This window comes from Parendozoicomonas haliclonae, assembly GCF_900174585.1.
Lineage (GTDB): Bacteria > Pseudomonadota > Gammaproteobacteria > Pseudomonadales > Endozoicomonadaceae > Sansalvadorimonas > Sansalvadorimonas haliclonae.
Map to the genome: position 1 here is coordinate 79,665 of NZ_FWPT01000012.1, position 19,791 is coordinate 99,455.

At 52.0% G+C, this 19,791-nt stretch carries 17 protein-coding genes and 1 riboswitch; of the genes, 10 read left to right on the plus strand and 7 right to left on the minus strand.

Translation table 11 applies throughout. The annotated features are described in order from the left end of the window. Positions 1 to 5 precede the first annotated feature (5 nt). Positions 6 to 638: a DUF1349 domain-containing protein gene (locus EHSB41UT_RS21010; protein ID WP_087112914.1), complete on the plus strand. Its 633-nt coding sequence runs from the start codon at positions 6 to 8 to the stop codon at positions 636 to 638. A 43-nt stretch (positions 639 to 681) separates the two neighbouring features. Here the strand turns inward: EHSB41UT_RS21010 and EHSB41UT_RS21015 are convergent, their stop codons facing one another. Next, positions 682 to 1,665 carry an ATP-grasp domain-containing protein gene (locus tag EHSB41UT_RS21015; RefSeq protein ID WP_087112915.1) on the minus strand — a complete coding sequence of 328 codons (984 nt, stop codon included), beginning with the start codon at positions 1,663 to 1,665 and terminating at the stop codon, positions 682 to 684. Positions 1,666 to 2,036: 371 nt separating this feature from the next. Here EHSB41UT_RS21015 and EHSB41UT_RS21025 point away from each other — a divergent pair, with 371 nt between their 5' ends. Together EHSB41UT_RS21025 and thiC are read left to right on the plus strand one after the other, a co-directional pair. Continuing rightward, positions 2,037 to 2,906: a hypothetical protein gene (locus EHSB41UT_RS21025; RefSeq protein ID WP_087112840.1), complete on the plus strand. Its 870-nt coding sequence runs from the start codon at positions 2,037 to 2,039 to the stop codon at positions 2,904 to 2,906. Positions 2,907 to 2,994: 88 nt separating this feature from the next. Continuing rightward, positions 2,995 to 3,128, plus strand: a riboswitch (TPP riboswitch). 92 nt (positions 3,129 to 3,220) lie between these two features. Continuing rightward, a complete protein-coding gene (thiC, locus tag EHSB41UT_RS21030) occupies positions 3,221 to 4,948 on the plus strand; it encodes a phosphomethylpyrimidine synthase ThiC (protein WP_133060604.1) in 1,728 nt (575 codons plus the stop codon). Positions 4,949 to 4,950: 2 nt separating this feature from the next. Here the strand turns inward: thiC and EHSB41UT_RS21035 are convergent, their stop codons facing one another. After that, positions 4,951 to 5,607, minus strand: a complete 657-nt coding sequence (locus EHSB41UT_RS21035) for a HEPN domain-containing protein (protein ID WP_087112842.1) — start codon at positions 5,605 to 5,607, stop codon at positions 4,951 to 4,953. 196 nt (positions 5,608 to 5,803) lie between these two features. On the opposite strand from EHSB41UT_RS21035, the gene sbcD reads away from it, so the two are divergent. From sbcD to EHSB41UT_RS21055, 4 genes are all read left to right on the plus strand, one after another. Next, positions 5,804 to 7,087, plus strand: a complete 1,284-nt coding sequence (gene sbcD, locus EHSB41UT_RS21040; protein ID WP_087112843.1) for an exonuclease subunit SbcD — start codon at positions 5,804 to 5,806, stop codon at positions 7,085 to 7,087. Further along, positions 7,084 to 10,752, plus strand: a complete 3,669-nt coding sequence (locus EHSB41UT_RS21045) for an SbcC/MukB-like Walker B domain-containing protein (protein WP_087112844.1) — start codon at positions 7,084 to 7,086, stop codon at positions 10,750 to 10,752. The genes sbcD and EHSB41UT_RS21045 overlap by 4 nt, the downstream gene beginning before the upstream one ends. A gap of 74 nt (positions 10,753 to 10,826) precedes the next feature. Beyond that, entirely contained in the window at positions 10,827 to 12,479 is a 1,653-nt protein-coding gene (locus EHSB41UT_RS21050) for a phytoene desaturase family protein (protein ID WP_087112845.1), read from the plus strand. Between the two features lie 157 nt (positions 12,480 to 12,636). Continuing rightward, the gene (locus EHSB41UT_RS21055) at positions 12,637 to 14,166 is read left to right on the plus strand and encodes a hypothetical protein (protein WP_087112846.1); all 1,530 of its coding nucleotides are present in this window, start codon (positions 12,637 to 12,639) and stop codon (positions 14,164 to 14,166) included. Positions 14,167 to 14,185: 19 nt separating this feature from the next. On the opposite strand, the gene EHSB41UT_RS21060 is transcribed toward EHSB41UT_RS21055, so the two are convergent. From EHSB41UT_RS21060 to EHSB41UT_RS21080, 5 genes are all read right to left on the minus strand, one after another. Next, complete coding sequence (locus EHSB41UT_RS21060) at positions 14,186 to 14,518, minus strand: DUF3301 domain-containing protein (RefSeq protein WP_087112847.1); 333 nt, start codon at positions 14,516 to 14,518, stop codon at positions 14,186 to 14,188. 77 nt (positions 14,519 to 14,595) lie between these two features. Then, positions 14,596 to 14,877 carry a cell division topological specificity factor MinE gene (gene minE / locus EHSB41UT_RS21065; RefSeq protein ID WP_087112848.1) on the minus strand — a complete coding sequence of 94 codons (282 nt, stop codon included), beginning with the start codon at positions 14,875 to 14,877 and terminating at the stop codon, positions 14,596 to 14,598. After that, a complete protein-coding gene (gene minD, locus EHSB41UT_RS21070) occupies positions 14,874 to 15,689 on the minus strand; it encodes a septum site-determining protein MinD (protein WP_087112849.1) in 816 nt (271 codons plus the stop codon). The genes minE and minD overlap by 4 nt, the downstream gene beginning before the upstream one ends. Before the next feature lie 93 nt (positions 15,690 to 15,782). Continuing rightward, positions 15,783 to 16,589: a septum site-determining protein MinC gene (gene minC, locus EHSB41UT_RS21075; RefSeq protein ID WP_087112850.1), complete on the minus strand. Its 807-nt coding sequence runs from the start codon at positions 16,587 to 16,589 to the stop codon at positions 15,783 to 15,785. 196 nt (positions 16,590 to 16,785) lie between these two features. Next, positions 16,786 to 17,313, minus strand: coding sequence for an NUDIX hydrolase (locus tag EHSB41UT_RS21080; protein WP_087112851.1), 528 nt, complete (start codon positions 17,311 to 17,313; stop codon positions 16,786 to 16,788). A gap of 253 nt (positions 17,314 to 17,566) precedes the next feature. On the opposite strand from EHSB41UT_RS21080, the gene EHSB41UT_RS21085 reads away from it, so the two are divergent. The 3 genes from EHSB41UT_RS21085 to EHSB41UT_RS21095 all read left to right on the plus strand — a co-directional run bounded on the left by EHSB41UT_RS21085 (position 17,567) and on the right by EHSB41UT_RS21095 (position 19,771). After that, a complete protein-coding gene (locus EHSB41UT_RS21085) occupies positions 17,567 to 18,400 on the plus strand; it encodes a spermidine synthase (protein WP_087112852.1) in 834 nt (277 codons plus the stop codon). Positions 18,401 to 18,419: 19 nt separating this feature from the next. Further along, positions 18,420 to 19,154, plus strand: a complete 735-nt coding sequence (locus EHSB41UT_RS21090; protein WP_242667384.1) for a CoA pyrophosphatase — start codon at positions 18,420 to 18,422, stop codon at positions 19,152 to 19,154. 83 nt (positions 19,155 to 19,237) lie between these two features. Next, a complete protein-coding gene (locus tag EHSB41UT_RS21095) occupies positions 19,238 to 19,771 on the plus strand; it encodes a gamma carbonic anhydrase family protein (RefSeq protein WP_087112853.1) in 534 nt (177 codons plus the stop codon). Positions 19,772 to 19,791: the final 20 nt, after the last annotated feature.

Sequence of the window (19,791 nt, forward strand, 5' to 3'; positions counted from 1 at the left end):
AGAATATGATTGATTTTCAAAAAGCGTCCTGGATTTACCAGCCTCAAGAGTCGGTCGTAACTGATAATCAGGTCGTGATCAAAACCGAGCCTGGCACTGATTTCTGGCAGCGTTCCTATTACGGATTTCGCAATGATAACGCACCGGCACTGTTGCTGGAGTCGGATGACAATTTCACCTTCACAGCCGTGGTGGAGTTTGATTATCAGTCCCAGTTTGATCAGTGTGGCCTGATCATTTATCTGGACAATGACAATTGGTTTAAAGCGTCGATTGAGTACGAGAACCCGGACTATTCCCGGTTGGGCAGTGTGGTGACCAATCGCGGGTATTCTGATTGGGCAACCGCAGATATCGAACTCCCCGAAAAGATCTGGTATCGGCTAAGTCGCCGGGGGCCGGATTTCCTGATTGAGTATTCGCTGGATGGTGACGTTTTTCGGCAGATGCGGATTTTCCATCTTCATCTGCTGGGTGAAACATCACAAGCTATGGGCAAGGCCAATCCACCATTACCTGCGACGGGGGCCGTGCGATTTGGTGTTTATGCCTGCAGCCCTCTGGAGTCGTCATTTACAGCAACCTTTTCGCAGATGACTTTGGAGCATTGCATCTGGAAAGCTCACGCTGTCGCCTAATGACAGATACAAAAATGGCCGGACAAACCGGCCATTTTTATACTCAGGCTTTTTCTTTCTTAGTTTTCTTCACAGCCTGTGGAACAGGTTTGACCTCTTCCTGCTCTTCCAGCTTGCTGCGCTCAAACAGGCCCAGACGAATACGGATGTAGTGGAAGATCTCCCGTGGAATATTGATATCCACAACCTTTTCCAGACCTTCAAAGCCTGGAGAGGAGTTAGCCTCACAGATCTTGAAGTGATCCTGATCGTAAAGCAGATCAATGCCGGCAACATCCAGACCCATTTCCTTGGAGCACTGGGTGGCCAGCCACTCAACTTCAGGCGTCATCAGCGCTTCGTGCAGGGAACCACCGGCACTATAGTTGGCTTTGAAGTTATCACCCGCCGCACGGCGCTCAAAGCAGGCAATCGCACGTCCGCCAACAGTAAACACACGCAGATCGCGGCCGTGACTGTTGGAGATAAACTCCTGCAGGATAATGTTTACGTTCTTGGCCGTACACTCGATCAGCTGCATCAGATCGATAAACTCAGTGCGGCTGCGGGACAGGAATACACCACTGCCCTGGGAGCCGGAAATGGTCTTTACCACTACCGGGAAGCCAATGTTCTGTTCCACCAGATCAATATTGACCGGGAACTTCACCAGCATGGTCTTTGGGGTTGGCAGATTCTTCTGAGCCATGATCTGCTGAGCCCAGAGCTTGTCCTTCACCAGTTCGATACTGTGGGAAGAGTTCACACAGTACACACCCAGACGCTCAAGATGACGAATGATCGCCAGAGCAAAATAGGTTGTACCTGCTCCCATACGCGGCATCACAAAGTCAGGCAGGGGAACACGTTCACCCTTAAGCAGAATGCTGCGATCGCCATCCATGGTGACAGTGAGGTCAAAGTCATCAGGAGAGTAGACCTGCAGGTCAATATTCTGCTTCTTAGCTTCTTCCATAAACCGTTCAACCTCATAGGTCTCCGGCTTCAGAAGCGTCGCAGTCTCCTTGAAAATAATCCAGCCGCGCATAAATGCCCTCACAAAAAAAATGAAGCCCCAAAAATAAACACTCATGACCTGTAAACCATTCAGTGTGATGGTCAGGAGCATGAGTGTGGAGGCGTTTTGGTGGTGGATTATAGTTGTCCTGACAAAATTGGGAACCGCTGAATATACGAAGAATAAGGCAGATAAAAAGCAGAAATGCTTACTCTGGCTCATACTCCCGCACGCCTTGAGGCAGGTGGACGCGGATTTACAGTCTGCAACGGTAGGGACAAAAAAAACTAACAACCATGCTGAACGCCGCAAGCTGCTTCAGGTCTGAGTTATTCCACGAAAAATATCAACCAATAACGATGCTTTCCAGAGAAGGTATCCATTGATAGGGAGTAGACATAATGCCGTTCCAATCCGTGAAAGTGCTTTCTGCCGTTATTGCTCTGGGAGTGCTTAGCTCTCCGACTCTTCTCTGGGCCAGCTCAGATACACCGAATCTCGACAAGGTCGAAACCCTGATACAAGAGCAGGAAGACGGCAATAATGAGGGGCTTCAGCAGTTGCGCAAACCGGAAGCCCGGGATGCCGAGGCGATGACCAACTACCCCGAAACCCAGATGGGAACGCATCGGGTCTATGTGCATGGAAACATCGTCCATAATAACCACAGAGGGCGACATCTGGCGTCCTACTATGCTGATGTTCCCGTTTACTACGAGTATACCGATAAGAATGCCGATGATGCTGGCTATATTGCCTGCTACCGGAGTGCCAGTGATAACCTGCGGGAGTTTCGGGGGGATGGAGATCAGCAGCCTAATGCGTTCTACACATTGCCAGAAAGCCCATTCAGTGTGATGGGGATGGTGCGGGTTGAGGCTTACACCAAGCGTCAGGCCGGTATCGTGATCTTCCATCCCAGAAAAGATCAGGCTCCGCATATTGATAAAACCTGGACTTACTCCGGTCAGCTTTGTAACCAGCATATTCCAACCTGTCAGGGTGCATGCTGGGCCGGTGGTGATACCGTTGGCTTCTTCCCTCTGCTAGAGAAAGAGTACACCGGTGACTGGCCTCGGGTGATAAAAAGCAGAACCGGTGGAGCAGATGTGGATACTCAGGCACTGAAGGATGAGATCGATACATCTGTTCGGGATGAGCTGGCCCGAGAAGGTGTCAATATTTCTGAAGAGCAGAAGCCTCGTTATAAGGCCTACCTGAAAGAGACCACCGATAAGTTGATGGATCTTGGGTTAGGCGTCGAGCGTTAATCATTTAACTCACACAACGTTTCGCTTTTTCTCCCGTGTATGGATTTTAACCAGACACGGGACATTTCCCCGCTGCCCGTTATAATAAATGCACTTGTCGGAGTGCCTGCTGTATTGCATGCGTTAAAAGCGCACAACTCATCGGGCTGAGATTTCATTCGTGAAAAATCCGTTGAACCTGAACAGGTTAAGACCTGCGGAGGGAACAAGGGCCAGCACAGTGCCTGTTATGATGTCCATCATGATGTGGTATTGATGCGTCTCACCATCCGGCAAGCCAGCTTTTTGAGCAATGAACAATAAGGAAGAGCTCCGTGGCTTGCAGCAAAGATCAGTTAATCAAGGACGCCTGTCGTCCGTTTCCAGCCTCCCGCAAGGTTTATGTTGAAGGCAGTCGCCCTGATATCCGGGTGGGCATGCGGGAAATTGACTTATCCAATAGCCCTGAGCGCCTTGGAGGCCAGCCTAATGATCCGGTACGGGTTTATGATACGTCCGGCCCCTACACCCAGCCGGGTTACCAGCATGATCTGACTGAAGGCTTGGGTGCCTACCGTAAAGCCTGGATTGATGAGCGGAACGATACCGAACTTCTGTCGGGTAAAAGCTCCGAGTATGCCCGAGCGCGGGAAGCGGATCTGCGACTGGATAATCTGCGTTTCAATCACAAACTGACACCCCGCCGTGCCAAGCCCGGCAAGAATGTGTCCCAGATGCACTATGCCCGCAAAGGCATTATCACCCCGGAGATGGAATTTATCGCTCTGCGGGAAAGTATGGGACGCACCGGGAAGGATGCCATTACCCCGGAATTTGTGCGTAAGGAAGTCGCCGAAGGACGGGCGATCATACCCTGCAATATTAATCACCCTGAATCCGAACCGATGATTATTGGCCGGAACTTTCTGGTCAAAATCAATGCCAATATCGGTAACTCACCGATTACCTCTTCTATCGAGGAAGAGGTAGAAAAATTGCTGTGGTCAGCGCGCTGGGGCGCAGATACCCTGATGGACCTTTCCACGGGCAAAAACATCCATGAAACCCGGGAGTGGATTATCCGTAACTCGCCCATACCGATCGGCACAGTGCCGCTGTATCAGGCGCTGGAAAAGGTCAAAGGGCGTATCAAGGATCTGACCTGGGAAGTGGTTCGGGACACGCTGATTGAGCAGGCAGAGCAGGGTGTTGATTACTTTACTATCCACGCCAGCACTCTGCGTGCCCATGCTGCCAAAACCGGTAACCGGGTCACCGGTATAGTTTCCCGTGGCGGCGGCATTATGGCTCAGTGGGCTGAACTGCATAATGCCGAGAACCTGCTCTATACCCATTTCAGAGAAATCTGTGAAATTTGTCAGGCCTATGATGTCAGCCTGTCTCTGGGGGATGGTCTGCGTCCTGGCTCCATTGCTGATGCTAACGATGAAGCCCAGTTTGCTGAGCTGGATACTTCCGGTGAACTTACCCATATTGCCTGGGAATATGATGTGCAGGTGATGATAGAAGGCCCTGGCCATATACCTATGCATCTGATTAAGGAGAATATGGATCGACAGCTGGAGGTTTGTAAGGAAGCGCCGTTTTATACCCTTGGTCCACTGACTACAGATATTGCTCCTGGCTACGATCATTTCACGTCCGGTATTGGCGCAGCCATGATCGGCTGGTACGGCTGCGCAATGCTTTGCTACGTCACACCGAAGGAGCATCTGGGGCTGCCTAACAGGGATGATGTGAAAGAAGGGTTAATCACCTACAAAATTGCCGCCCATGCCGCCGATCTCGCCAAAGGTCATCCGGGTGCACGGGTGCGGGATGATGCCTTGTCCAAGGCGCGTTATGAGTTCCGCTGGGAGGATCAGTTTAACCTGGCGCTGGATCCGGAAACTGCCCGCGCCTACCACGACGAAACCCTGCCGCAGGATGGCGCGAAAGAGTCCGAGTTCTGTTCTATGTGCGGCCCGGACTTTTGCCCAATGCGAATGACCCGGGAGGTGAGGGAAATTACTGCGGATGCGGTGGACTCCGAAACAGCCTGAGCTTAAGTGTTGATAACCGGGTAGGCATTGGGTCCCCAATCCCTGTCGTTACTGTTCATCATGATCTGAATAATGATGGGCAGTAACGCTTTCAGAATGGCATGACCATCGTTGACCTGTTCCCGGTTTACGCCACTTTGAAAGGTGGCTCCACCATGTACCAGCTGGTTTCTCAGAACATACAGCCGATCAAGTACGATGCCCAGCAGCTTAGGAACATCCTGAGCCGCCAGGGCCTTCAGGGCATTCGCATGTTCTCTGTGGAATTGTTCTTCCCAGTGCGCTGTTCCCTCACGCTGTGCTTTCCAGAACCCTGCGTAAACATACTGGTTTTTGAGTAGCCGACGCACATGGTTGGTAAAGTTTCTCCACAGACAGTGGTAAATATGTTTGTTGAGGTCGCATTCACACAGGCTCTCAACAAACGCACGGAAACGCTGTCGTTCAGTCAGTTCCTGAGTATGGTCGCTCTCTTCGCCGTAGCAGGTATTAAAACCGATCCACAGGGACACAAAGCCCATATCAATAAAGTCGTCTTCCAACGCTTCCGTGGCGGCCAGCCAGCTGTTGGCACGGTGGAGCCGCAAGGCGAGATCAGGTTCCAGATCGTCTCTTACGGCGCGTAATGTAGCTTTAATCTCCTGGGCAATGGTGTCCATACACTGTCCTTATTCTTGTTCTTCCTGAAAACTTCTTATCCCCAGCCTTTATACGACAAATAGACTTTTTCTAGCATGCCATGCTGGTGAGTGAAAACAACCTCTGAACCTTTCATAAATCCTGTATATTAGTGCTGATATTTTTCCAGGGCTGGCAGGACTCCGGCCAGAAGATACAGACGTCTCAGGACTCACCATGCGCATTCTGCACACATCGGACTGGCACCTTGGTCAGCACTTTATGGGGAAAACCAGAGAACAGGAGCATCGCCTGTTTCTGGACTGGCTGTTAAACACAGTGAAGGAACACCGTGTTGATGCGGTCATTATTGCCGGTGATGTGTTTGATACCGGTGTTCCTCCCAGTTATGCCCGCACCGCCTACAACCAGTTTATTGTTGATCTGCAGCGTGCTGGAGATGGCAGATGCCAGCTGGTTGTGCTGGGCGGAAACCACGATTCGGTGGCTACCCTGCACGAGTCAAAGAGCCTGCTTTCCTGCCTGAATACCGTTGTTGTTGGCGGCGCAGGGCAGGATCCGGAACAACAGGTTATGGTCCTGAATGATCGCGAAGGTCAGCCTGGAGCTGTACTTTGTGCCGTCCCTTATATTCGCCCGCGAGATGTTCTGGCCAGTCGGGCTGGCGATTCCGGCGAAGATAAACAACAGGCTCTGCTGACCGCGATGACCGAACACTACCGTGCGGTTTATCAGCACGCAGAACGGCAGGCGGAGCTGTTGAAGGTGCCGGTTGTTGCGACCGGACACCTGACTACCGTTGGAGGCAAGCTATCCGAATCGGTGCGGGAAATTTATATCGGCACATTGTCGGCTTTCCCGGCTTCCGCCTTTCCTCCGGCCTCTTATATCGCACTGGGGCATTTGCACCGTGGACAGAAGGTTTCTGACCATGACCATATCCGCTATTCCGGTTCACCTATTCCTCTGAGCTTTGATGAATGCAGCGCTGGTAAGCAGGTCTTGCTGGTGGACTTTGTCGGTGATCGTCTCGAGGCCATTACCGAGCTGGACATCCCTCTGTTCCGAAGATTGGCCAGTCTGAGTGGTGATATCGAGAGCCTGAAGGCACAGCTGCAAAGTATTGCTGATGAGAAAGCCGCAGATGATCTTAACCCCTGGGTCGAGATTCAGGTGGATGACAAAAGCTGGATCAATGATCTGCAAAGCGTAATTGAAGCCTTTACCGCCGAATTGCCGGTAGAGGTTCTGAGAGTGCGGAGAAAACGACAGCAGGCAGCTGCCACACTGGCACTGGAAGAGCGGGAAACGCTGGCAGAGCTGCAGGTTGAGGATGTGTTTACCCGCCGTTTGCAGATCGCCGAGCTGGATGAAAAGAGTTCCGAGAAGTTGACCGGCGCCTTCCGTGAGCTGGTGGCAGAGCTGGAAGATGAAAAACTGTTGGGTGAGGTGATTGAGCACAAGAGCAGTAAGGTGTCTCAGGAGGAGAAGCCGGTATGAAGATCCTGACTCTGCGTCTGAAAAATATTAACTCCCTGAAAGGGGAGTGGAAGATCGACTTTACCACACCGGACTTTGTGGAGAATGGACTGTTTGCCATTACCGGGTCGACCGGTGCCGGGAAAACCACGCTGCTGGATGCGATTTGTCTGGCGCTTTATCACCAGACCCCGCGCCTGCATGTGTCCCAAAGTGATAATGAGCTGATGACCCGCCATACCGCCGAGTCGCTGGCGGAGGTGGAGCTTGAAGTTAAAGGTAAGGTGTATCGCTCCTTTTGGTGCCAGCGCCGCGCCCGTGGTCAGGTCGACGGCAAGTTGCAGGCACCACAAGTCGAGCTGGCAACAGCTGACGGGGAAATTATTACTACCCGCATCAATGACAAGCTCAAGCTGGTCAGTGAAATCACCGGTCTCGACTTTGCCCGCTTTACCCGCTCCATGCTGCTGGCCCAAGGTGGTTTTGCTGCGTTTCTGGAAGCGTCTGCCAATGAACGGGCGGAACTGCTGGAAGAGCTGACTGGCACAGAAATCTACGGAGAAATCTCTCGCCGGGTGTTTGTCCGGATGCGTGAAGAAGAAGCCCAGCTAAAGATCTTTCAGGCCAAGGCTGAAGGTATGGCCTTGCTCTCAGCAGAAGATGTAAAAGAGCTGGAGCGGGATGAAACCCTGTTGAAAAAACAGCAGGTTGAGATTCGCACACAGCATAAGCAGCTTCAGGAACAAAAGCAGTGGCTGGATGCTATCTCCGTCAAGCAGAAGCAGGTATCTGAGAACCAACAGCGGCTGGTTCAGGTTGAGCAACAGTTGCAGGAACGGGCTGGTGATCTCAAGAAACTGAATGATGCTTTGCCTGCGCTGGATATTCGTCCGGCCTGGGACAGTCTGCAGTCAATGAATACGACGCTGGATGAGCGTCAGAAAAAATTTAATCAGCTCAGCGGTGAACAGCACAGGACCAGTGAGGCGCTGAAAGCCGGAGAGGGGCAACAGAAAGAGGCTGAAGCGGCGCTGGAGAAAGCCCGTCTTCAACAGCGTGAAACCGAGAACCTTCTCGTTAGCCAGGTCATTCCTCTGGATACTGCCATTGCCCAGCTGGTCACGCAGCAGCAACAGCTGAAAGAGGAAGGTACGCAGCAGAAGGCGGTGGTCAATCAGAAAACCAGTCTGTTGAAGAAACTGGAGAGTCAGCAGGCCGAAGCGGGCAAAGCGGTTGAATCCGCTAATGCCTATCTGACTGAGCATGCCGGCTTTGAACAGTTGGGTGAACATCTCTCCGGTTGGCATCAGCAATTGAACAGCCGTAAGCAACTGACAAATGCCGTGCAACAGCTTGCCCAGCAGATCGAAGTACTGGATGGCAATCGTACAGCGTTTAATCGTGAACTGGCACAACAGGCCCAGACCATGACGGCTGCCGGAATGGCTCTGCAGGAGAACGAAGCCCAGCTGACTGATCTGGACAGCAAGTTCCGGGAATCTCTAGGCGACCATGAAGAACCGCACTGGCGGGAACGGTTTGGCCGGTTCCAGAATCAGCGCGTCACTATGGAAAACCTGAGAGAGCTGCTGGCGCAGAATCGGGAAGATGGGCTACAGCTGCGTCAGTTCCAGCAAACCCAGACCGAACAGCAGACCCTGCTTAAACAGAAGCAGCAGGAGCGAGATCAGTTCCGTGACCAGTATCGGAGTGAACGACAGCAGCTTAAGGATCTGGAAACCATCGTTCAGCAGGAACAGGCGATTGCCAGCCTGAGTGAATACCGTAACCGACTGCAGGCCGGTGAGGCTTGTCCACTCTGTGGCTCCCACGATCATCCAGCTATCCAGCAATATCAGCAGGTGGCTCCTTCCGACACCATTCAGCGCCGTGAGCAGAAGGCCAAACTGCTGGAGTCTCTGGAAAAGCAGGGGCGTGATCTGGGTAATGAAATTACCCGTCTGGAAACCCAGGCAGAAGCCACGGCCAAAACTCTGGTGGAATGCAGTAGTCGTATAGATAAAGGTCTGGAACGCTGGAAAGGGCTCTGTCAGGAGCTGGGTGTTGATCTCTCTATTAATGACCAGGAAGGTGTCGAGCGTTGGTTGAACCGTTGCCAGACCGAAGGTGAACGACTCAAATCATTGATTGAACGGCTGGATAAGCTGAATCAGGATCGCCAGCAGCTGTTGAAACAACAGTCTGACCTCCGCGCCAAAGCCGATGCAGCTCGTTACCAGCATGAAAGTAGTCAGCAGAAGGTGCAGGATCTGGAGGGCAAGCGTAATGATATTGCGGCTCAGCACCAGCAGCAGACACAGGCCTTGCAGGAGCTTGAAGATGCTCTTAAGGAATCTGTGTCGTCTTTCTCTCTCGCTCTGCCGGCCATTGCTGAACAGGAACACTGGCTGGAGGCGCAAAAGCAGAACCGGGAGACCTGGCTGAAAACACAGAAGCTGCAGGCAGAAGCGCAGCGGGAACTCGACCGTCTCAGCGGTGATGTCGGGTTGATGCGTCAGGAGGTTGCGCAACAAACAGAACAGTTTGGCAGGATTCAGGAACGCACCCAGAACCTTCAGGATGATCTGGCGGTTAAGACCGAACAGCGTAAAGGCTTGTTTGGTGATAAATCAGCAGAATCTGAACGCGAGAAGCTGCAGGATAGTGTTCAAACCGCGGAAGCAGCTTTGACACAACTCCGCCAGCAGCGTGAACAACAGGTTGAGCAGGTGAACCGTCTGGCAGGGGAAATTCGTAACCTGCAGGATACCATTCATGAATTGCTGGCCCGTCAGAAGAATGTACAGGCTGACTGGCAGAAAGCGCTGGAAGACAGCCCTTTTGCTGATGAGGCAGCCTTCCAGGCTGCGCTGCTGAGCACGGATGAGCGCCAGGAGCTGGAACAGTTGCGTCGTACACTGGATCAGCAGAAAGACAGTGCCGCCGCTTTGCTGGAACAGGCGGAAGCTGAGCTCAAAGCCCTGCAGGAGCAGGCGCTCACTGATCAGGAACTTACGGTTGTCGCAGAGCTGCTCGCCAAGGTCGAAACTGAGGTTGATCAGGTTGCCGATCGGTTGAAGGAAATCTTCCTGACCTTGAAACGGGATCGTGAAAACCGGGTTAACCAGAGCGATATGCTGAACCGGATTAACCAGCAGAAAGATAAACTGGCTGTTTGGGAGCAGTTAAATAACCTGATCGGTTCTGCCAAAGGGGATAAGTTCCGCAAGTATGCCCAGGGGCTGACTCTGGACCATCTGGTCTATCTGGCCAATCGACAACTGAACCGTCTTCACAGCCGTTATCAGCTGCGCCGGCAAGAGAATGAAGAACTGAGCCTGGAAGTGGTGGATACCTGGCAGGGCGATATTGCCCGGAATACCCGAACTCTGTCGGGTGGTGAGAGCTTCCTTGTTAGTCTGGCACTGGCCTTAGCGCTTTCTGATCTGGTCAGCCACAAAACCCGGATTGACTCCCTGTTCCTTGATGAAGGCTTTGGCACGCTCGACCCAGAAACATTGGAAACGGCACTGGATGCCCTCGATAGTCTCAATGCCAGCGGCAAGATGATCGGGGTGATCTCCCATGTGGAAGCTCTGAAAGAACGTATCCCGATGCAGATACAGGTGCACAAGGAGCAAGGTTTGGGGTACAGCAAACTCGATAGGAAATACAGTCTGGCCTGATCTGATCTTTTCATTTGCTGAAAGTGGGATTGCCCTGTTTAATGGAGTGAGAAAAATAATAACAGGGCGATTCCATGACCGATGTCGGTGAGAAAACAACCGTTAAAGCCAGTATTAAAAAAGTCTCGGTACGCACCGGGCGGCGTTATCGCCCTGGTCGTGCCGCTGATGATTATGATGTGATTGTTATTGGCTCGGGCATTGGTGGTCTGACCAATGCGGCTTTGCTCGCCTTGCTTGGCAAAAAAGTCTGTGTGCTGGAGCAACACTACACTGCTGGTGGCTATACCCACGCCTATGAGCGCAACGGTTATGAGTGGGATGTGGGTGTTCACTATATCGGTGAGGTTCACCGCCCTTATTCAACTCTCCGGCGGGTCTTCGATGTTATCAGTCAGAAGCGGCTGCAGTGGGCCGAGATGGAGCCGGTCTATGATCGGATCTTTCTGGGGGATAAATCGTGGGATTTTGTCGCCGGTCGGGAAAACTTTATTGAGAGTCTGTGCACGGCTTTTCCCGAAGAAGAGCAGGCTATCCATCGTTATGTCGATCTGATTCGCAAGGTCAGCACGCTCACCCCAAAATTCTTTGCCGGCCAGGGCATGCCCGCGTTTCTCAGCAAACTCTATAACCGTGTGCGGCCTGCGTTGATGCCGGATGAGTTTTTCCAGACCACCCGTGAGGTGTTGGAAGGGCTGACCAGCAATCAGGAACTGATCTCGGTACTGACCGGCCAGTGGGGAGATTACGGTCAGACACCGGCAGAAAGTGCCTTTCTGATGCATGCCCTGATCGCCAAACACTACCTTGCTGGCGGTGCTTATCCTGTTGGTGGTTCTTCGGAAATTGCCCGTACGATTATTCCCACGATTCAGGCCAATGGCGGAGAAGTGTTTACCTATGCGCCGGTAGAGCAGGTTCTTGTGGAAAACGATCGGGCCGTGGGCGTACGGATGGAAGATGGCAGTGAGATTCGGGCGAAACAGATCGTCAGCAATATCGGTTTGATGGCATCAGTGAACCAGTTGTTGCCAGAATCCGTGGGCAGCACCATGGGCCGGGAGCAGTGGCCGGAGATTATCCGCCATTCCAGCGCTCACATTTGCCTTTATGCCGGATTCAATGGCACGGCCGAAGAGCTGGGGTTGGATACGACTAACCTGTGGATTTATCCCGATGGGCGACATGAGCAGAATGTTGAAGCTTATTTGAATGATCCTGAACAGCCTTTTCCGCTGATTTATATCTCCTTCCCATCGGCCAAGGATCCGGATTGGGAGAATCGGTACCCGGGCAAATCCACCGTCGAAGTCGTCACCATTACCAATCGTGACTGGTTTGATAAGTGGGATGAAACTACCTGGGGCAAACGTGGTGATGACTATGAACAGTTCAAGGAGCAGCTGACTCAGCGGCTTTTGGACACGCTGTTCAAACATCGACCGCAACTGAAAGAGGCGATGGATTTTTATGAACTGTCCACGCCACTTTCGACCAAATGGTTTCAGAAAAATGAGAAAGGCGAAATTTACGGGCTGGATCATTTTGTAGGGCGCTTCGGTCAATCGTATCTCCATCCGCAAACACCATTAAAAGGCTTTTATCTGACCGGAGCCGATGTGATGACGGCCGGTGTTGGCGGTGCAATGATGGGCGGCGTGATGACGACTGTGGCTATGGAAGGGTTGCGTGGAAAAAGGGTTATGCAGCTTTTGAAAAATGGTTGATGTGAGAGGTCGTTCGTGACCGCTGCAAGCGCGGGCAGAACCTAGGAGAGCGGCTACACTACCTCGCAAGGTACAAGGTTGTAAATGGTTGTGTAGCTGACTCTTCATGATAATCGGACGTCTATTGAAATTAGTGTCGCTGTCTTTTCCGGGGTGTTTGATCGTCGCTCTGACGTGTGGAGCATTTGCTGTTGCCGGTGTAGGGGAGGCGGCAGGAGGGGCTGCTAAAGCGTCCCGATTCAAAGCGGGTGAGAAAACTGTTCCTCAGGCCTCTTCCCTTAATTCTGATACTGCTGATTACGGTGCTGATGGTGTCTCGGCTTCCGATGAGGAGGGTCGCCCTCAGGATGATGCCAGTTCTGTAAGTAGTACGGGCAGCGATGCAGAGGGTGAGAGTCTGCGGAGTGGGGGCGAGTACACTAATGAGCAGATTGCCGGGTTCTGGAAATTTATTAATGAACATTTCTCGATCTATTCGCGCATGCATCAACTCGCCAGTGCCAGCAAATATGATCTGATTGATATTGGGTTACCGGGCTCTGTACCGCCTAAAGCGAGTTTCTCCCAGACACTGCATACCCTGATTTCTGAATACACCAATCTTGCCCATGACTGGATTTACCAGTGTGAACAGGATGGGCTGCTTACACCTGATCGTAGCTATCTTGCGACATATACCCCTGAACTGGCACAAGGGGCGTTTGATGCCTTTTTGCAACTCAAGGATCCATTACTCCGTCCGTCATTGGTGCATTTGTTGTACCTATGTCTGCAGAATAAAGAAGAGTGCGGTTATGCTGAGCGGGAGTATGTTGCGCTGCGTATGCAATGGGTTGAAGAAACTCTGTTGCCCCCTGGTGTGATTGGGCTGCGCTGGAGAGTTGAGTATCAAAGGCTTTATCAGGAGCTGGTGAGCGCTCCGGATCAGATTCAGATTATTGATGTACCCTCCATGACCAAAGCGCGACTAAAGCAGAAATTGCGCTTGCCGCCGTTCTCAGAAAATAACGGCCTGGCGATGAAGTATATGGATGTAAAGTCGAACCCTCTGGAGCAGTTAATGACCACAGCCTGGGAGGCCGGCTTTGCGCTGTTCCAGTCAGGCATGCAGGCTTCAGAATCTGATGCGTTGATGTATAAACATGCACAGTTTGTCGCCAGGCTGATCCAGAAAGAACGGGCATTGTCACAAGATAAGCGCATATTGGCTATGTCATGGCTGGAAACAGCTGCAATCAAATCGCAAAAACAAAAGCATCTTAACTGGCGAGATAATTTATACAGCTACAAGCTTCCGGAACCGGATATTGCTAATAAAAAAGCGATGGGAAGAGGCGAAATCAAGCAGACGGAACAAACGGTGTATGCCACTCCTTCACTAGAAACTGGCAGCTATACAGATACCAGGATCGCCATGGCAAGAGATATATTGCGGGTATTAACCGACCGGGAGACTTCATCCCGGATCATTACCAATGTGACTGATGCCCAATCACTCAAATCTCCGGGGCATTTCAGTCTTCAACTTGGAGCGCCTGTTGGCTTATCTTCAAAAATCCGCACCAAGCCGGTAGCTGAAGGTGTGCAGAATTACTATGAAGGCTACTCGTACTCTGGCGTGCAGACTCCACTTTCTCCGAATACACGTTTGCCGCTGATGCCGGCTGGCAGCGGCAAGTTTATGTAGCTAGTACAATTTTACGTTGTTAGTGAAGCGTCTCACTCATGCGGTGAGGGGGAACATCTATTTTGGCGAGCCGTTTACCCAGCATATGGATTGAGCCTTCGTAGCGGTCATCCCCCGTTGCTGAAAACTCAAACGCACAGATAAACAATGGAGTGAGAATGCCGTTTGGCGCTCTTTTAAAACCAGACAGTTTCAGAGCAACATTACTGTCGAGTAGTTGCAGGTTCAGTTTCTTGCAGTGACGTTCAGCGTGGTGAAAGGCCCGCTGGCGAACATCCTGCAGGTTCCACCAGGCCAAAACGACCAATATCAACAAGGTCAGTACAACAATATCGGTCAGTTCAAGATACATTCGCAGTCATCCGTGCCATTTTTATTGTTATCGCTAGAGTCGGTTCTATACCGGGAGCAGATACCGCTGGTACCCCGTTAAGGGGCACCAACGCTGCAGTTTTCCGGCAAAGTCACATTGAGTTCCAGAATGGAAACATCTTTCTGGCTCTCAAAAGTAATGCTGACATGCTCTTCCGAGACACTGACATATTTGCGCACAACTTCAAGAATATCCTGCTTCATGGACGGAATATAATCGGGCGTGTTATTGCCGGCCCGTTCATGGGTCACAATGATCTGCAGGCGCTCCCGGGCAATGGCAGCACTATTGTGTTCATTCTTCTTTTGCTTACTGCGGAAAACTTCCAGCAGGCTCATGACTGCCCTCCAAACAATCGCTGAAACAGGCCTTTACGGGGAGTGTTCAGGAAGCGCATCGGACAATCCTGTCCCAACAGCCTGCGTACAGCATCATCGTACGCACTTCCGGCGTCGCTGTCAGCGAGATGAATAACGGGAGTACCCTGGTTTGAGGCCTTGAGCACAGCCGGGTCTTCCGGGATCACACCCAGCAGCGGGATAGCCAGAATGTCGGAGACATCTTCCACGCTCAGCATATCGCCGCGCACAACCCGTGCTGGATCATAGCGGGTCAGCAGCAGATGTTCCCGGATTGGTTCCAGGTTCAGCTCAGCCCGCTTGGATTTGCTGTGCAGAATGCCCAGAATACGGTCAGAGTCACGAACAGACGACACTTCCGGGTTGGTGGTGATAATCGCTTCATCGGCATGATACAGCGCCATCAACGCACCGCGCTCAATGCCGGCCGGAGAATCGCAGATGATGTAGTCGAACTCGCGGGACAGGGCTTCCAGTACTTCCGCCACACCTTCCGGGGTCAGAGCATCTTTATCGCGGGTCTGGGAGGCAGGAAGAATGAACAGGTTATCGGTGTGCTTGTCCTTGATCAGGGCCTGATGCAAAGCTGCCTCGCCATTGATGACATTAATAAAGTCATAAACGACACGGCGTTCACAACCAAGCACCAGATCCAGGTTGCGTAGACCGATATCGAAATCAACGACAACCGTACGATAACCCTGCATTGCCAGTCCGGTGGACAATGCGGCGCTGGTCGTGGTTTTTCCTACGCCACCCTTTCCGGATGTGACAACAATAATTTTGGCCAAAATAACCCCCTTAATGTTCCGTGCCGGAGCAGTGTTCGAGTAATGTGGCCCGGGTGATGTTCATTAACCAGATCATATGAGAAACATCCCTGCTCACAGTCTCTTCAATATCAGTGAATCCTGGTCCATATAAACTTGGACCGCTTTCTTCCATAGACTCTTGTCCATGGAGACAGCCAATTTGTAGTGCCCATGAATGGAAACCAGCTCGGCTTCAAAATGGGTACAGAAAATACGGGCTTTGCTGTTGCCGTTCACACCTGCCAATGCGCGGCCCCGAAAGGGACCATAGGCATGAATGTTGCCGCCGGCCAGAATCTCTGCACCAGCACTGACCGGTCCGGTGAGGATCAGGTCGCCATTATGGTAAACCTGCTGTCCGGAACGTACCGGAGTGCTGATCACCTTAGGTTCTTCAAAAGATGGTGCGGACGCTTGCTGACCTGCCTGTTCGTCAAAAGCCATTTCGTTCTGATGAATCGGCGTGACTTTCGCATTTTTGCCAATCGACGAGGTTTTATTGCGTTGCGGTGCATTCGCCGGCAACTTGCGGGTCACAGCCTGAGGTTGTGCAGCCAGACAGGCAAGTCCGGCCTCGGCAGCACTGCGGCGGTGTTGGCTGTTTCCACCGCGAATGGCAATCAGGTTGATACCGAACCCTGCACACAAGTGAGCGAGACGCTTCAGATCAATCGCATCTTCGGGGTTGTGCAGATGTTCAAGGCCAACGACAACCGGCGTATTTTCAAAAAAGCGGGGTGCGTTGGCCAACAGGCCCTGAAATTGCTGACGCAGCAGATTTTCATCGTAGCGATAAAGCTCCAGGGTCATCAGTGTGACCATTGAGCCCTTCAGCTGAAAGCAGGGACTCGCGGTATGGGGGGTAATGGTACTTGTCATCGCTGGACTGCAGATACATCTTCCTCAGCATGGCAGTAGATTAGGGGACAAGCCTCTCTCTAGGCAAGCCTGCAGTGCCATGTTAGTGCGAATAAAATAAATTTTTCGGGAACTTGCCCTGCACAGCCGAATTTTTCTGCCGTAGGCGTTAAAAATATCTTTGGATTGAAGAGGTTATCTGTACGTCGAAGAACGTTTATTCAAGGGTTTCATCATGCAGTGGGAATGTGCCAGTAGCTCGATCCTGAAAGAACAGTTCAAGCGTGCGGGATACGGTGCGGAAGGCCAGCTCCTTCCAGGGGATCTCTTCTTCGCTGAACAGGCGCACTTCAAGACTCTCCGGACCAGCGGCAAAGCCGGGTTCAGACAGTTCTGCCCGGTACATCATGTAGACCTGGCTGATATAGGGGATGCTGATAATGGTGTACAGCTCTTCTTGGCAGGTGCGGGCACAGGCTTCTTCCCAGGTCTCTCTGCGGGCGGCCTCTTTAACGGACTCTTCATTTTCCATAAAACCGGCCGGCAGGGTCCAGAAGCCTTTGCGGGGTTCGATGGCGCGGCGGCACAGCAGAACCTTGTCACCAACTATTGGCAGCGTGCCGGCCACGATCTTCGGATTCTGGTAATGAATGGTTTCACAGCTATCGCAGATATGGCGCTCCCGGTCATCCCCTTCAGGAATGCCCAGAGTCAGCTCAGATCCACACAGGCTGCAAAATTTCATACCGGTTCCTTGATGAGGAGGTTGTCGGATATCCAGATTGTCAGTGTGCCAGAACTGTTCAGGCAGGCAAATCCTTGGCGGGCAGAAACTTTCACCTCCATGGTGGTGTCGATGCTCATGGGGATGTTCGGGGAGGTGCATTTTGTTAGCCAGATTCAAAGTGTCAGCCAAAAAAACAGTGTCGTTAGCTTATGGCCTGCTTCTCATATTGGTATGCACCTTTACAGTGCATAACGTGAGGGGGGATGCCGCCATGTGTATTAACGGTTTTCCCGGTATTCCGGTGGAAGGTTTGACTCTGTCGCAGCCTCAGAATGACCGGTATGGCTTGCGCATCGTTGATCATGGTGAGTTGCGCTCACTGGTGTTTCAGGATGTGATGGGGCGGCAGCGGGTGGTGGCGCAGATGAATCTGGAGCAGCCTGAAACCCTGGTGCAGATTGACAGGCGCGGACTGCTGGCATCCTTTTTGCTGGTACCTGTGCAGGGGCGCTCGCTGGTTGTTGGGCTTCGTAACCTGGGGCTGATCCGCTTTCTGCGTAACTTTACGCCGGCCCAGTTTATTGATGTTGCGGAGGAGAACCCTGAGTTGATCCGTGCTGCGGATCAGTGGTTTGGTTTAAAGCCGGATGATCAATTGACGATTCGCCGGGATGATCGGTTGGAATATCTGCTGAGTCGCCCTCAGGGCAGCTACGATGTGATCTATCTTGATCAGGGTGTTATGGAGGCTGATGGGGTGGTGACGAACGGGTTGTCGGATCATGCCCGGCGGCTGGAAGTCATGACTGGTATCCGCGACCGGTTAACTGATCAGGGCGTACTGATCGTTGCACTGGAAACTTCACCCCGGACAGTGGAGCGGGATGCTGACAGTGTGATTGCTGTCTTTCCCCATGTGTTCGTCTGGGAAAGCCCGGAGACCGGTGTCACATTGCTGGCCGCATTAAAGCACCGGCAGATTATCAACCCGCTGATTCTGCGGGAGCGGGCAAGAAAACTGGATCAATGGGCCTATACGGGTTTCTCTTTCCACGGATTTATTGATCACCTTCTGGCCGGAGAATATCGGGTGCAGGAGATATGATCGATAAAGGAGGCAAAATATGTTTCTCGAAGCAGCAAAGACAAACGATTGTGGCTCTGAATTTGGATTGGGAGCTGCTATGCTGGGAGGTGCCGCCAATAACAAAACAGGCACGGATGTTCGCTTCAGCATGATAGAACAGATTCGCCAGCAGCTTACTGAACATACCCCGCGCAGACTGGCCATGGATGTGCCGGAAGCTGCGGTACTCATCCCGTTAACCCGGTGTAATAAAGAACCGGAAATCGTTTTTACCCGTCGTTCCAGTCGCTTGAATACCCACAGCGGTGAAGTCGCCTTCCCGGGTGGCAAACGTGATCCGGGTGATCTCGATCTGTCGTATACCGCCCTTCGTGAGTCCAATGAAGAGATTGGTCTGCCTTATGATCGGGTGGAGCTGATTGGAACCACTGGCGATGTCGTTTCCCGCTTTGGTATCAAGGTGACGCCGTTTATCGGTGTGATTGAGCAGGATGTTGAGCTGATCGCCAATCCTGATGAACTGGAAAGTATTTTTCGGGTGCCGGTGAGTTACTTCCTTGAAGCTGAGCGTCTGCGAACCGATGAGCTGCGCTACAAGAACAACCGCTTTTATGTCCCGGCCTGGCAGTATCAGGATTACCAGATCTGGGGACTTACCGCGATTATGCTGGTGGAGTTTCTGAACGTGGCTCTTGGTGCCGGTATCCCTCTCAATGTTCCCCAGACACTTCCCTCCATTCCTGAAAAAGGTGACTGGAGCCGTCAGGGATGACAAGGACCTTCCCACTGTCTCTTTAACCCCTGCTTTGAGTCGTGTAGTTTGTGATTTTTGGCAGGGTGAAGGGGAGCAGACCCATGATTTATCGATTAGGTGACCGCGCTGTTGAGATACAGGGCGAAGACTGGTTTGTGGCTGACAGTGCTTCGGTCATGGGCGCTGTTGTTCTGATGAACAATGCCAGTGTTTGGTTTAATGCCGTTATCCGTGGCGACCATGAGCTGATCACCATCGGTGAAGACAGCAATGTGCAGGATGGCGCGGTACTGCACACTGATCCAGGTTACAAACTGACTTTAGGGAAAGGCGTGACTGTGGGGCATAAGGTGATGCTGCATGGTTGTGAGGTTGGTGATTACAGTCTGATCGGTATTAATGCGGTGGTGATGAATGGCGCCAAAATCGGCAAGCACTGCATTATTGGCGCGAATGCCTTGATTCCTGAGGGTAAGGTTATCCCTGATGGCTCCGTGGTGATGGGGTCGCCAGGTAAGGTTGTAAAAGAGATTGCTGAACCTCAGAAGAAACTGCTGGAACTCTCAGCAGCTCACTATGTGCAGAACTTTAAGCGGTTCAAGAAAGAGCTGGTGGTTGACGAGCGGTTTGTGTAATTAAGAGTGTATAAGCAGAA